The organism is Tenebrionibacter intestinalis, from assembly GCF_016632365.1.
Lineage (GTDB): Bacteria > Pseudomonadota > Gammaproteobacteria > Enterobacterales > Enterobacteriaceae > Tenebrionibacter > Tenebrionibacter intestinalis.
Genome location: NZ_JAEPBH010000002.1, coordinates 95,952 through 109,187 on the forward strand (window position 1 = coordinate 95,952; position 13,236 = coordinate 109,187).

Here is a 13,236-nt window from a genome sequence, read left to right on the forward strand (position 1 = left end):
CGCCCCAGGCTGTAAGCCTGTACGCGTTAAAAGCGAACCGAGGATGCTGGCAGTAAATAAAAAGAATGGAGACTTACGCCTGGCTTTAATGCGTCATGATTTTTGCATTAACAGGAATCGTTATTCATAAACAGGCTTAACTGACCGGCATCGGAGCTGCGAGCGCGTGCTGGCGGGTTAACTATAGCGTCGCTTAAGGCTGAGTCAGTAAAACGGCGCGTCTCTGTGGCGAGCGGGTTAAGGCGCTCATGCCTGCTTTAACCATTCTCACGGCCCCGCAGCCCTTAGCCTGCAACGGCCTGGGGGGCCTGGCGGGTAAAGCGTATGTTTGCGCTGCGGGTAAATACCAGAAAAATTTAAACGGTTGCGCTGTTTCGGGCCGAAAAGCGTCGGCCCGAAGCGCGTTCCAGTACGGGTTATTTCTCGTCAGGCAGCGCGTAAGCGACAATGTAGTCGCCCATCTTTGTGCCAAATGAACCGTGGCCGCCTGCGGCAATGACGACGTACTGTTTACCGTTAGCTTCGTAGGTCATAGGCGTCGCCTGGCCTCCGGCGGGCAAACGCGCCTGCCATAGTTTTTCACCGTTGGTTATGTTATAGGCACGGATATAGTTGTCAGCCGTTGCGCCAATAAACAGCACGTTACCTGCGGTAGTTATGGGGCCGCCCAGCATTGGCATACCCATGTTAAACGGTACAGGGAACGGCACAGGGAATGGCATGCTGTCGCGCGGCGTGCCGATGCGTTTTTTCCATACAATCTGGTGGCGTTTAAGATCGATACCGGAGATATACCCCCACGCCGGTTGCTTACACGGCAGCCCGAACGGCGACAGGAACGGGTTAAGCTTTACGCCATACGGCACGCCGTACTGCGGCTGAATGCCGGTTTCGGCGCCGGAGCCTTTCGCATCCTTCGGCGGTTGCATTGGGTTGCCCGGGCCACGGGGTATCAGTTTTGAGACAAACGGCAGCGCCATTGGGTTGGCAATGGCTATCTGGCGGTTTGGCGCGACGGAAATACCGCCCCATTCAAACATGCCGAGATTGCCGGGAAAGACCAGCGTGCCCTGTTCCGACGGCGGCGTGAAGGTGCCTTCATAGCGAAGACCCTGAAAAATGATACGGCATACGAGCTGGTCATACATTGTCGCGCCCCACATATCTGCGCCCGTCAGCTTTTTCTGCGGGCGGAACGAAAGGGCGGAGAAGGGCTGGGTTGGCGACAGCCAGTCGCCTTTGGCCGCGCCCTGCGGAACCGGGCGCTCCGGCGCGGGAACAACGGGTTGACCGTTGCGGCGATCCAGCACAAACAGATTACCGGTTTTTGCCGGCGCGTAAATCACCGGCACGGTATTGCCGTCTTTATCGGTAATGTCAGCGAGCGTCGGCTGTGACGGCAGGTCCATATCCCACAGATCGTGATGTACCGTCTGCCAGGACCAGGCAAGCTTGCCGGTAGTCGCGTTCAGCGCAAGCACGGAACTGGCGTAGCGCTCCTGCTCTGGCGTGCGGTGACCGCCCCAGATATCCGGCGTACTGACGCCCATAGGCAGATAGACCAGATCCAGCTTTGCGTCATACGCCGCCGGCGCCCAGGAATTAGGCGAGTTGGGTGTGAAATGGTGTTCATCTGCCGGTATCGCATTAGGATCTTTCGCCCCCGGATCGAAAACCCACAAAAGTTTGCCGCTGTTAACGTCAAAACCCCGGATGACGCCAGACGGTTCGCGGGTGGAAAAGTTATCGGTCACGGCGCCCGCAATAACGATGGTCGTTCCGGTGACAACCGGCGGGGAGGTGGGTTCGTACATACCCGGCGTGGTCACGGGCATGTTGGTTTGCAGATTAAGCACGCCTTTGTTGGCGAAGGTTTCGCACGGCTTGCCGTTATCCGCGTTAAGGGCGAACAGCCTGCCGTCGTTCACCGGCAAAAGGATGCGGCGCGGGCAGTCGGCCAGCACTTCAGGCGCGGCGTTTTGCGCGTTGGCTTCATGATACGAAACGCCACGGCATGTCACGTGTTGAAAGGAGGGATCGGTCTTCAGCGCCGGGTCGAAATGCCATTTCTCTTTGCCGCTGGCGGCATCAAGCGCGAACAGACGCTGGTGCGCGGTGCAAAGATAAAGCGTGTCGCCGACTTTTATGGGCGTCACTTCGTTCGTAATTTCTCCCGGATCGCTCGGCAGACGGAGATCGCCGGTGCGAAACACCCAGGCCTCTTTTAGTTTATGCACGTTGTCGGCGTTGATTTGCCTGAGCGGCGAGTAGCGCTGGCCTTCCTGCGTGCGGCCATAGGCGGGCCAGTCGCCGTCGGCCACCTGCGGCGCGGCGTCACGAGCCGGGGCCACTGTGTCGGTAGGCAGCGTGCCGTTGATTTCCTGCGGATCGTTAAAGCCTGCCCATATGAGCATGGCGGCGCTAATCAGCAGCGAAACCAGCAGAGAAGGAACGGCGGGGCGGGAAGGCGTCAGCCTGCGCCAGACGAACGGCAGCAGTAGCCAGATGCCGAAGAGCACCAGCACATCGCAGCGTGGCGCCAGCGCCCAGAAATCAAAGCCGACCTCCGCAATGCCCCACAGCATGGTACACAGCAGGAGCGCGGCATAGAGCCACAGCGCGGCGGCGCGCTTGCGGTACAGTTGCCCGGCGACCATCAGCATGACAACCCCGGCTATGGGGTAGTACCACGAGCCGCCGACAGCCGCCAGCCAGATGCCGCCCACCAGCAGATAAAGCCCTGTTAACAGCGCAAAAAGCGCTGACAGCAACAGGGTTGCGCGTGATTGCTGTTTTTTACTTTCCATGATCCCTCTCGCTCGTTAGTTTTTGTTAGCAATTGATTATAGTGATTAATGGGAAGGTTATGCGTCACGGAAAAGGCGCAATGGAAGAAGTAAAGGTAAATAACGTAAGCGGCAAAATAATTATCGGTTAACGAGAGCGCCAACAAGCAAGGTAAATAAAAAATTATTTTTTAAATCAATTTATTAATTTCATACCTGTTTGGTGGTTATTGCCTGTTCATTTTATTTTATGCTGAAATCAGGAGGGTAAATAAATTTCAGCACGTTAACCCTGAGGGCTAACTTTATCCGAAAAATAAGCCCTGTTTAATAAATTGCCGCAGACAGAATCAACGGGTCGAGCCGTTTAGCGGCGCATGCCCGCGAAACGAACCCGAAAACAGGGGCCGGGAAAACGTAAGCGGTAGCCGGTACGCGCCAGATGTCTCTGTTTCAAATTACCGGACGTATAAACAGGGCATGACTTCTTTGCGGCTGGCTGGCGGCTTTCCAGCGCGCCGCTTATTGTAGACGTTTTTTGACCTGCAATAGGTGAGTCATATTTCCGCCCGGTAAGCATCGCTGCGTAATAGCCGGATCGGCGGTTTTTCTAATCCAGGCGTTGATGCTGTATACTCGCGGCCTTTCTACCGCGCTCATGCTTTCGCGCAATGGGGCGTTTGTGTGATAATCAACGTATTATTTCCGCTAAACCGCGTGGCGTGAGTGCAGAATTAACTGATTAAAATCAGTGGAATAAATTATGAAACATACTGTTGAAGTGATGATCCCGCAAGCGGACATCAAAGCACGCATTGCAGAACTGGGCAAAGAGATCACCGAACGCTATCGTGACAGCGGGAGTGAAATGGTGCTGGTTGGGCTGCTACGCGGATCGTTTATGTTTATGGCGGATCTGTGCCGTGAAGTGCAGGTGAGTCACGAAGTTGATTTTATGACGGCCTCCAGCTACGGCAGCGGTATGTCGAGCACAAGAGATGTAAAAATTCTCAAGGACCTGGATGAGGATATTCGCGGTAAGGATGTGCTGATTGTGGAAGATATCATTGATTCCGGCAATACGCTTAGCCGCGTGCGTGAAATTCTGCGTCTGCGTGAGCCGAAGTCGCTGGCTATTTGCACGCTGCTGGATAAACCGGAACGCCGTGAAGTAAACGTTGAAGTCGAGTTTGTCGGTTTCGCCATACCGGATGAGTTCGTGGTAGGTTACGGGATAGACTATGCGCAGCGCTACCGCCATCTACCCTATATTGGCAAAGTGGTGTTACTGGACGAATAAGCGAAGGCCCCTTCGGATTGATGGCAAAAAGGGCAAAAACGTTTTTGCCCTTTTTGTGGCGAATAGCCGAAAATCAATCTGTTGATTTCAGATTGTTGACAAAGAAGGAAAAAACGGTTTTTTTCCTTCTTTGTGGTAAGCAGGCGAAAATCAATGCATTGATTTTCCTTATTTTTTTGTATTTCATCCATCCTGTCTGCGACAGGATGGGGTTTGTCAGCAGTCTCAAATCAATCTGTTGATTTTATTTATTTTTGCGGCGTCCTGAGCTGAGCCGCACGTACCGGCGTTTGTCCTTATCTGTGATTGTGGTGCATGCGTTTGAGGTTCGACATGCCGTTGCGATACTGCTGCTCCAGCGTTTCGCGGCTGGTGGCGGTAACGTTCAAATCGCGCAGCAGGCCGTCGTGAATGCCGTAAACCCAGCCGTGAACGCTGACTTTCTGGCTGCGCTTCCAGGCCGATTGCATAATCGTTGAATGACCGAGATTATAGACCTGCTCCATCACGTTCAGTTCGCACAGCGTATCCATACGTTGCTCCTGCGGCAGTTCGCCCAGCAGCGTGCTGTGTTTGTACCAAATATCACGGATGTGCAGCAGCCAGTTATTGATAAGGCCCAGCTCCGGGTTGGCGACCGCTGCCTGTACCCCGCCGCAGCCGTAGTGGCCGCAGATAATTATGTGCTCCACTTCCAGCACATCTACCGCATACTGCACGACCGACAGGCAGTTAAGATCGGTATGGATAACCAGGTTAGCAACATTGCGGTGAACGAAAAGTTCGCCAGGTTCGAGGCCCGTCAGGCGCTCTGCGGGAACGCGGCTGTCGGAACAGCCAATCCATAAGAAGCGCGGCTTTTGCGCGTGCGCTAGCTGTTCAAAGAAGCCGGGATCCTCCTCCACCAGCAGTTTGGACCAAATTTTATTATTGCTGATGAGTGTTTCAATGTCTTTCATGAGTGGTTAACAACCTGTAACCGAATAAATGCGTTGGGGTAATATAGGGCAACTCAACTTTTTTTTAAACCTACCAGGCTGTGTCCCTTAAACCCGCATCATGAGAATTAAGGGACACAGTTTAACTATTCTTCACTGTAATAGCGCCCGGATTGAGGCGGTAAAATGCGTTAGCGCCGCAGATGTTCAACGCGGTGTATTATTACGCCGGAAATATTCAGGGCACAGAGAATCCACTAAAGGCACTACAACATCTATGACTTACGCACTGGAACTGGAGCAATTAACCAAAACCTACCCCGGCGGCGTTCAGGCGCTGCGCGGGATTGATTTGCAGGTTGAGGCTGGAGATTTTTATGCCCTGCTGGGGCCTAATGGCGCAGGGAAATCGACCACTATTGGTATTATCAGTTCGCTGGTAAACAAAAGCGCGGGTAGGGTGAAGGTATTTGGCTACGATCTGGTTAACGATATCGTTAACGCCAAGCGTCAACTTGGGTTGGTGCCGCAGGAGTTCAACTTTAACCCGTTTGAAACGGTACAGCAGATCGTTGTTAATCAGGCTGGCTACTACGGCGTACCGCGCCGCGATGCGTTTGAGCGCAGCGAAAAATACCTTAATCAGCTCGACCTGTGGGGAAAGCGCAATGAACGCGCGCGCATGTTGTCCGGCGGGATGAAGCGTCGCCTGATGATTGCCCGCGCGCTGATGCATGAGCCAAAACTGTTGATCCTCGACGAACCCACCGCGGGCGTGGATATTGAGCTACGCCGCTCGATGTGGACTTTCCTGAAAGCGCTGAACGACAGCGGCACCACCATCATTCTCACCACGCACTACCTGGAAGAAGCGGAGATGCTGTGTCGCAATATCGGCATCATTCAGCACGGCGTGCTGGTGGAAAACACCTCGATGAAGGCGCTGTTGTCAAAGCTTAAATCGGAAACGTTTATTCTCGATCTGGCAGCGAAAAGTCCGTTGCCAAAGCTGGAAGGGTATCAGTATCGGCTGCTTGATACCTCGACGCTGGAGGTGGAGGTGCTGCGTGAACAGGGGATAAATAGCCTGTTTAGCCAGTTGAGCGCGCAGGGCGTGCAGGTATTGAGTATGCGTAACAAAGCAAACCGTCTGGAAGAGCTGTTTGTCACGCTGGTGCATGAAAAAAAAGGAGAATCAGCATGATGCAGCTTTACTGGGTAGCGCTGAAAAGTATCTGGACCCGGGAAATCCATCGCTTTATGCGCATATGGGTGCAAACGCTGGTTCCGCCGGTCATCACCATGACGTTGTACTTTATTATTTTCGGTAACCTTATCGGCTCGCGAATCGGAGAAATGCACGGTTTTAGCTATATGCAGTTTATCGTGCCGGGCTTAATCATGATGGCGGTCATTACTAACGCCTATGCTAATGTCGCTTCGTCGTTCTTCAGCGCTAAATTTCAACGTAATATCGAAGAGTTGCTGGTTGCCCCTGTGCCCACGCATGTGATTATCGCCGGTTACGTCGGCGGCGGCGTGACGCGCGGTATCTGCGTTGGGGTCCTGGTGACCATTATTTCGCTGCTGTTTGTACCGTTTCACGTTCACTCATGGCTTTTTGTCGCGCTTACGCTGCTGCTAACGGCGGTGCTGTTCTCGCTGGCAGGCCTGCTTAACGCTGTATTCGCCAAAACCTTTGACGATATCAGTCTAATCCCGACTTTTGTGCTTACCCCGCTTACTTACCTGGGCGGCGTCTTTTATTCGCTCACGCTGCTGCCGCCGTTCTGGCAGGGGCTGTCGAAGCTAAACCCAATCGTTTATATGATAAGCGGATTTCGCTATGGTTTTCTCGGCATATCCGACGTGCCGCTGGCGTTAACGGTTGGCGTGCTGGTCGCGTTTATTGCTGTGTTTTACCTGCTGTGCTGGACGTTAATTCAGCGTGGGCGCGGGCTGCGCACCTAGGCGATACGGACGCAAGTCGTTCGGGTTGTTGTAAGTCAGCATGGCTTATTCCGGCACGCATAAACGGGTTCCTTTCCCAATGAATGGAGGCCGTAACTTGATGCCGGGATGGGTGATTGTCGGGCATGATTACCTTGCCCGTGAAATACTGGCATAGCCTGATATGCTCAGTCGCGTTATGAGTGATGCGCTGCACGATACCGACGGCGGAGACGACGTTATTTTTATCACCGCTATTGTGGGGGCGGCGGCGTTGCTTAGCCATAAGCACCCGCACTGTGAAGCGATTGCCGGCTGTAGCGCCGCGCTGCTGGCACAGATAGATGCTGGCGCTGCGTAATTCGCTGCGTTTCGCGATACGATAGTCGGGCGCGGCGGAGGTTGCGTTACCAGCCTGCGGTGCCAGCAGCGTAAACCGCTTCAGGGACAATAACGCCGCCCAGGCCCGCCGTATAACTTGCGCGACGGCGTTAACTGGCGGCGCTGTGAAGCGGCAAGGGGGGCCTTCCCCCACAGCTTGCGGCTGCGGGGCGGGCGCTCAGGCAAACTGAACAGGGATGGCTTTGGCGAGGCGCTTCATTTCATTCTCGCCCTCGAAATAGGCGACTTTCGGCTGCCAGCTTTGGGCTTCGTTGTCCGGCATGGCGACATAGCTGGCGATAATCAGTATATCGCCGACGCTGGCGCAGTGCGCGGCGGCGCCGTTTACTGAAATGACCTTCGAGCCGCGCTCGCCGGAAATCGCGTAGGTGGAGAAGCGCTTGCCGTTAGTCACGTTGTAAATATCAATCGCTTCGTATTCCAGAATGCCGGCTGCATCGAGAAAATCGCGATCGATAGCGCAGGAGCCTTCATAGTGGAGATCGGCCTGAGTCACTTTTACCCGGTGAAGCTTGCCTTGCAGCATGGTACGAATCATAACAAAACCTTACTTTCAGTAGACATAAAGCGGGCGCAGGCTCGCGTCAGAGGAACCGTCGTCGGCAGTGTTGCCGTATTTTTATTCGGCGTCTACGCGCCGAACTCTACCTGCATATTATCGATAAGGCGGGCCTGGCCGAGCCAGGCCGCCAGCAAAATTACCGCGCGCTGGCTGCTGGCGTTGAGCGCCTGTAGGGTGTCTGCATCGCGGATTTGCAGATCATCGGCGCGAAAGCCTTTCTCGTTAAGGGCCTGCTCCGCGATGGCGATAATCTCGCTGGTATCACGCTGGCCGTCGCGCAGCTTCTGCGCCATGTCCTGCATTACTCTGTACAGTCCCGGTGCGATTTTGCGCTGCTCGCCGGTCAGGTAGCCGTTGCGCGAGCTGAGCGCCAGGCCGTCTTTGGCGCGCACGGTGGGAACGCCGATAATATCAACGTCGTAGCCCATATCGGCCGTCATTTTGCGAATCAGCGCCAGTTGTTGAAAATCTTTCTCGCCAAAGCAGGCTACGTTTGGCTGTACGAGATTAAAGAGCTTGCTGACCACGGTTGCGACGCCGCGAAAATGGCCGGGGCGGCTGACGCCCTCCAGGATATTTGAAAGCGTCGGCACCTCGACAAACGTCTGATCCGCCATGCCATGCGGGTAAAATTCGTGCGCTGTGGGGGTAAATACTACGTCCACGTTGCGGCGGTTAAGTTTTTCACAGTCTTCCTGAAGGGTGCGCGGGTAGCGCGCCAGATCGTCTGGCCTGTCAAACTGCATGGGATTAACGAAGATGCTGATGACCACAATATCGGCGCTCGCCTTTGCGGTTTCCACCAGTTTCATATGGCCGTCGTGCAGATTGCCCATAGTGGGCACAAGCGCGATACGTTTACCTTCAAGGCGCCAGCGGCGGATCTGTTGACGCAGCAGCGGTAAGGTTTCAATAATCAGCACAACTTTTCTCCTGTCAGTGAAAACTGTGTTCTTTGCCCGGATAGATGCCGGATTCAACTTCGGCAATATACTGGCGCACGGCGCTGCGAATGTCTCCGGCTTCGGCAAGAAAGTTTTTGGCAAATTTAGGAACGTGACCGCCGGTAATGCCCAGCGCATCGTGCATGACCAGGATCTGTCCATCGGTGCCGTTTCCGGCGCCGATGCCGATTGTTGGAATGCTCAGCGCTTCGCTAACCCGCGTTGCCAGCTCTGCGGGCACGCATTCCAGCACCATTAGTTGGGCGCCTGCGGCTTCCAGCGCCAGCGCGTCGTCGAGCAGCGTTTGCGCCGCGTTATCACCACGGCCCTGGATTTTATAACCGCCAAAAATATTGACCGACTGCGGCGTCAGACCAAGATGGCCGCATACAGGAACGGCGCGTTTGGTCAGCATATCGATTGTATCGGCCAGCCAGCGTCCGCCTTCAAGCTTCACCATATTGGCCCCGGCGCGCATGACTGCAGCGGCGCTTTCGCAGGCCTGCGTCGGCGTAGCGTAAGCCATAAACGGCAGGTCGGCCAGCAGCAGGCTGGCAGGCGCGCCGCGTCGCACGGCGCGGGTACACCAGACGATATCCTCAACGGTGACCGGCAGCGTGGAGTCATGGCCCAGCATGGTCATGCCCAGCGAATCGCCCACCAGCATAACGCCTATGCCTTCGTCAGCGAACAGTTTCGCGAAGCTGAAGTCGTAGGCGGTGAGCGTGGCGAATTTTTTCTGCTGCTGCTTAAACTGGCGAAGGTGGGTAAGGGTGGTTGGCTTCATACTATCCCCTGTCTGATAATGTGCAGGCGGTATTTCAGCAACGCGCCTGCACCCGTGGATAGCGCATTCTGGAAGATTCGAAAGCTGAATGCCAGTATTTTGAGATTATTCCATTTTCATGAGCGGGCGCGCTACGTTAACGCCGCGGCGTAACTTATGAAACCGGCTGCGGGTTACCAGCGCGGCGGCGGCGTTTCGTGCAGGCGCGCCAGACAGTTTTGCAGCGTGTCGCCATCCGGAAACGTAAGCTGTGGGGCGATTTCTGCGAGCGGATAGAGCATAAACATCCGATTTTTCATGTCGTAATGCGGTACGGTAAGGCGGCTGGTGCGGTGCGTTTCGTTGCCAAATAGCAGTATATCGAGATCCAGCGTACGCGGCCCCCAGCGTTCGTTTTTACGTTCGCGGCCCTGCCGCTGCTCAATATGTTGGGTGTGCTCCAGCAGTTGGTGGGCATTAAGCGCCGTATCGAGCGCGGCTACGGCATTAAGGTAATCGGGCTGATCCGGTGGACCAAGCGGCGGGGTGCGGTAAAACGAAGAAACCGCCAACAGGCGGCTTTCAGGAATATTGCCCAGCGCCTGGATGGCGGCCGTGGCCTGCGCCAGCGGCGCGGCCAGGTTACTGCCGATAGCGATGTAGCACAGCGTCACGCGCTGCCCTCACGCTTTGGCGCGCGGCGTCGCGGGCGGCGTTGACGGCGTCGGCCAGCCGGGTCTTCGCCCAGTTGCCCAATCAACTCTTTCTGACGCGGCGGCGGCGCAGACTGAAATTCACCCCACCACTGGGCCAGGCGCTGTAGCTCCGGGTTGTTTTCCGCTTCTGCGCGCAGCTCCAGCAGGTCATAAGCGGCGCGGAATTTAGGGTGCTCCATGAGCTTCCAGGCGCGTTTACCCTGGCGTTTGGACAGGCGTAACTGCAACTGCCAGATATCGCGAATCAGCGAAGTGATGCGCCTGGGAATGGCGAGTGAGCGACAGGCTTCATCCAGTATTTCATTCATCGCCAGCGCAAAAGCGTCATAGTAGGCCAGCCCGCTTTCCTGAGCCAGCTTTTGCGCCATCTCAAGCTGCGGGTACCAGAACAGCGCGGCAAACAGAAACGCCGGATTCACGCGCATATTGTTATGAATGCGGTTATCCGTGTTTTTCAGCACCTGCGCGATGATGCGCTCCATATTGCTGTCGCCGTTGCTGGTCAGATAGCGGGTAATAACCGGAAACAGCGGTTGTAACAGGTTGTACTCACTAAGCCGGCGCCAGGTTTCATAACCGTAACCGGCCTGAAGCAGCTTCAGGGACTCTTCAAACAGGCGTGCGGGCGGTACATCATTAATCAGCGTCGCCAGGCGCGCAATGGGCTCGCCGGTTGCCGGGCAAATGGACATGCCCAGTTTGGCGGCGAAACGTACCGCGCGCAGCATCCGCACGGGATCTTCGCGATAGCGGGTTTCCGGGTCGCCAATCAGGCGAATAACGCCGTTATGTAAATCGTTCAGGCCGCCGGTGTAATCGCGCACGGTAAAATCCGCGGCGCTGTAATAGAGGCTGTTGATAGTGAAATCGCGGCGCTGGGCGTCTTCTTCAATGGAGCCGAAAATATTATCACGCAGCAGCATACCGTTCTGGCCGCGTTGGGAAAGCTGGCGGTCCGCCTGCTCTTCATGGTGGCCGCGGAATGTGGCGACTTCGATAATTTCGGGACCGAACATAATATGGGCCAGGCGGAAACGACGGCCCACCAGACGGCAGTTACGAAACAGCTTGCGTACCTGATCCGGCGTGGCGTTAGTCGTAACGTCGAAATCTTTTGGTTTTTTGCCCAGCAGCAGATCGCGAACGCCGCCGCCAACCAGGTAGGCCTCATAGCCCGCCTTGTTAAGACGATAAAGTACTTTGAGGGCGTTTTCGCTGATATCTTTGCGGGAAATAGTATGCCGATCGCGCGGGACAACCGTTATATGCGGCTGGGTGGTTTGTTCTGTGGCCACGCTCTCTTCGCGGTTCAGCACTTTGCGGCAAAAATTAGCGACTCGGGTAAAAATAATGCACCTCGGATGTGTCAATCAATATTCAGACAAAAAAACTGCGGCTCATCATAGCTTGTTATGACGCGTTTGAGAATGCCGGATTCAACGGCACGTCGGCGAGCGTCCAGCGCGTTGCCGCTTCGTTTAACAGCGCTTCGGCTGACATATCGCGCCAGCCCGGGTTGATCGGCTGGTTAAGGAAACGCAGCGCCTGCACAAGCGTTGGGCGCGGGTCGCCTGCGGGTAACGCTGGCGCATGGTTTTGCTTGGACAGCTTGTTGCCTTGTTCATTGAGCGCCAGCGGCAAATGGACATATCCTGGCGTTTCCCAGCCGAACGTGCGATAAAGCGCAATCTGGCGCACCGTTGGCGCAATTAAATCCGCGCCGCGCACAATTTCGGTCACGCCCTGAAAGTGGTCGTCAACCACCACGGCAAGGTTGTAAGCAAATAAACCATCGCGGCGGTGAATAATAAAGTCTTCGCACGCCAGCGCGTTGTCGGCGTGAATCTCGCCGCGTAGCCCATCCTGAAAAGCGAACACCGGCGCCGTCTGGCGCAGACGCGCGGCGGCATGCGCCGGGCCGAGATGGCGCTCGCGGCAGCGGCCGTCATAAACGCCGCCGTGTTGCTGAATGCGGCGGCGGGAGCAGTCGCAGTAATAGCTAAGCTGCCGCGCGTGCAGCCAGGCCAGCGCTTCGCGGTAGGCGTCGTGGCGGCGCGACTGCCACAGTACCTCGCCGTCCCAGCGCAGGCCGTAGCGTTCAAGCTGATGGAGTATGGTATCGGCGGCGCCGGGCGCTTCGCGGGGAGGATCGATATCTTCAATGCGCACCAGCCACCGTCCGCGACAGGAACGCGCCTGAAGCCAGCTACCAAGGGCGGCAATCAGCGAGCCAAAATGTAGCTCGCCTGATGGAGAAGGGGCAAAACGCCCGGTATAGTTTTGCTGATGCATAGGCAGAAAATAAGGCGGGGCAGGCGCCCGCCTTTTTATATGCGTGGCGCGTGAAGTTAACCGGCCATCTGTTTTTCGCGGATTTCCGCCAGCGTTTTGCAGTCAATGCACAAATCGGCAGTTGGCCGGGCCTCAAGACGGCGGATACCGATTTCGACGCCGCAGGATTCGCAGTAGCCGAAATCTTCTTCTTCCACTTTCTTAAGCGTTTTTTCGATCTTCTTGATCAGTTTGCGTTCACGGTCACGGTTGCGCAGTTCAAGGCTGAATTCCTCTTCCTGGGCGGCGCGGTCAACCGGATCAGGGAAGTTAGCAGCTTCATCCTGCATATGGGTAACAGTACGGTCAACTTCATCCCGAAGCTGGTTACGCCACGCTTCAAGGATACGCCTGAAATGCGCTAGCTGGGCTTCGTTCATATACTCTTCGCCCGGTTTCTCCTGATATGGCTCCACCCCAGCGATGGCGAGAATACTCAGGGACGATGTTTTACGGTTTTGCCCTTCTTGCATGTTGCTTCTCCTTAACACGCACTATCGATCCCCATTGGAGGGGGAAAAAACAGGCCGCTATAAATAAC

13 protein-coding genes are annotated in these 13,236 nt (G+C 55.6%); 4 read left to right on the forward strand and 9 right to left on the reverse strand.

Annotation, left to right across the window (positions count from 1 at the left end):
* Nucleotides 1-416: 416 nt before the first annotated feature.
* Nucleotides 417-2,810, reverse strand: coding sequence for a glucose/quinate/shikimate family membrane-bound PQQ-dependent dehydrogenase (locus JJB97_RS01375; RefSeq protein ID WP_317980732.1), 2,394 nt, complete (start codon nucleotides 2,808-2,810; stop codon nucleotides 417-419).
* A 739-nt stretch (nucleotides 2,811-3,549) separates the two neighbouring features.
* Between JJB97_RS01375 and hpt the strand changes: the two genes are divergently transcribed.
* Entirely contained in the window at nucleotides 3,550-4,086 is a 537-nt protein-coding gene (gene hpt, locus JJB97_RS01380) for a hypoxanthine phosphoribosyltransferase (RefSeq protein WP_238712013.1), read from the forward strand.
* Between the two features lie 296 nt (nucleotides 4,087-4,382).
* Here hpt and can read toward each other — a convergent pair whose 3' ends face one another.
* Complete coding sequence (gene can, locus JJB97_RS01385) at nucleotides 4,383-5,045, reverse strand: carbonate dehydratase (RefSeq protein ID WP_238712014.1); 663 nt, start codon at nucleotides 5,043-5,045, stop codon at nucleotides 4,383-4,385.
* Between the two features lie 256 nt (nucleotides 5,046-5,301).
* On the opposite strand from can, the gene JJB97_RS01390 reads away from it, so the two are divergent.
* From JJB97_RS01390 to JJB97_RS18690, 3 genes are all read left to right on the forward strand, one after another.
* Entirely contained in the window at nucleotides 5,302-6,228 is a 927-nt protein-coding gene (locus tag JJB97_RS01390; RefSeq protein ID WP_238712015.1) for an ABC transporter ATP-binding protein, read from the forward strand.
* Nucleotides 6,225-6,995, forward strand: a complete 771-nt coding sequence (locus tag JJB97_RS01395; RefSeq protein ID WP_238712016.1) for an ABC transporter permease — start codon at nucleotides 6,225-6,227, stop codon at nucleotides 6,993-6,995. Before JJB97_RS01390 ends, JJB97_RS01395 begins: the two co-directional genes overlap by 4 nt.
* A 163-nt stretch (nucleotides 6,996-7,158) precedes the next feature.
* Nucleotides 7,159-7,335: a hypothetical protein gene (locus JJB97_RS18690; protein WP_399197891.1), complete on the forward strand. Its 177-nt coding sequence runs from the start codon at nucleotides 7,159-7,161 to the stop codon at nucleotides 7,333-7,335.
* 198 nt (nucleotides 7,336-7,533) lie between these two features.
* Here JJB97_RS18690 and panD read toward each other — a convergent pair whose 3' ends face one another.
* The 7 genes from panD to dksA all read right to left on the reverse strand — a co-directional run bounded on the left by panD (nucleotide 7,534) and on the right by dksA (nucleotide 13,168).
* Nucleotides 7,534-7,914, reverse strand: coding sequence for an aspartate 1-decarboxylase (gene panD, locus JJB97_RS01405; protein ID WP_238712017.1), 381 nt, complete (start codon nucleotides 7,912-7,914; stop codon nucleotides 7,534-7,536).
* Between the two features lie 92 nt (nucleotides 7,915-8,006).
* Nucleotides 8,007-8,861: a pantoate--beta-alanine ligase gene (gene panC / locus JJB97_RS01410; RefSeq protein WP_238712018.1), complete on the reverse strand. Its 855-nt coding sequence runs from the start codon at nucleotides 8,859-8,861 to the stop codon at nucleotides 8,007-8,009.
* A gap of 13 nt (nucleotides 8,862-8,874) precedes the next feature.
* On the reverse strand, nucleotides 8,875-9,669 hold the full coding sequence (gene panB, locus JJB97_RS01415; RefSeq protein ID WP_238712019.1) for a 3-methyl-2-oxobutanoate hydroxymethyltransferase: 795 nt from the start codon (nucleotides 9,667-9,669) through the stop codon (nucleotides 8,875-8,877).
* Nucleotides 9,670-9,842: 173 nt separating this feature from the next.
* Nucleotides 9,843-10,322 (reverse strand): 2-amino-4-hydroxy-6-hydroxymethyldihydropteridine diphosphokinase, encoded by a 480-nt coding sequence (gene folK / locus JJB97_RS01420; protein WP_238712020.1) that lies wholly within the window; start codon nucleotides 10,320-10,322, stop codon nucleotides 9,843-9,845.
* Entirely contained in the window at nucleotides 10,319-11,713 is a 1,395-nt protein-coding gene (gene pcnB / locus JJB97_RS01425; RefSeq protein WP_238712077.1) for a polynucleotide adenylyltransferase PcnB, read from the reverse strand. The genes folK and pcnB overlap by 4 nt, the downstream gene beginning before the upstream one ends.
* Nucleotides 11,714-11,774: 61 nt before the next feature.
* The gene (gene gluQRS, locus JJB97_RS01430; RefSeq protein WP_238712021.1) at nucleotides 11,775-12,656 is read right to left on the reverse strand and encodes a tRNA glutamyl-Q(34) synthetase GluQRS; all 882 of its coding nucleotides are present in this window, start codon (nucleotides 12,654-12,656) and stop codon (nucleotides 11,775-11,777) included.
* 56 nt (nucleotides 12,657-12,712) lie between these two features.
* The gene (gene dksA / locus JJB97_RS01435; RefSeq protein WP_087898623.1) at nucleotides 12,713-13,168 is read right to left on the reverse strand and encodes an RNA polymerase-binding protein DksA; all 456 of its coding nucleotides are present in this window, start codon (nucleotides 13,166-13,168) and stop codon (nucleotides 12,713-12,715) included.
* Nucleotides 13,169-13,236 lie beyond the last annotated feature (68 nt).

Excerpts from the sequence above, each read along its gene's own strand:
- hpt (WP_238712013.1), top strand. The coding sequence starts at position 3,550 with ATGAAACATACTGTTGAAGTGATGATCCCGCAAGCGGACATCAAAGCA.
- can (WP_238712014.1), bottom strand. The coding sequence starts at position 5,045 with ATGAAAGACATTGAAACACTCATCAGCAATAATAAAATTTGGTCCAAA.
- JJB97_RS01390 (WP_238712015.1), top strand. The coding sequence starts at position 5,302 with ATGACTTACGCACTGGAACTGGAGCAATTAACCAAAACCTACCCCGGC.
- JJB97_RS01395 (WP_238712016.1), top strand. The coding sequence starts at position 6,225 with ATGATGCAGCTTTACTGGGTAGCGCTGAAAAGTATCTGGACCCGGGAA.
- JJB97_RS18690 (WP_399197891.1), top strand. The coding sequence starts at position 7,159 with ATGCTCAGTCGCGTTATGAGTGATGCGCTGCACGATACCGACGGCGGA.
- panD (WP_238712017.1), bottom strand. The coding sequence starts at position 7,914 with ATGATTCGTACCATGCTGCAAGGCAAGCTTCACCGGGTAAAAGTGACT.
- panB (WP_238712019.1), bottom strand. The coding sequence starts at position 9,669 with ATGAAGCCAACCACCCTTACCCACCTTCGCCAGTTTAAGCAGCAGCAG.
- gluQRS (WP_238712021.1), bottom strand. The coding sequence starts at position 12,656 with ATGCATCAGCAAAACTATACCGGGCGTTTTGCCCCTTCTCCATCAGGC.
- dksA (WP_087898623.1), bottom strand. The coding sequence starts at position 13,168 with ATGCAAGAAGGGCAAAACCGTAAAACATCGTCCCTGAGTATTCTCGCC.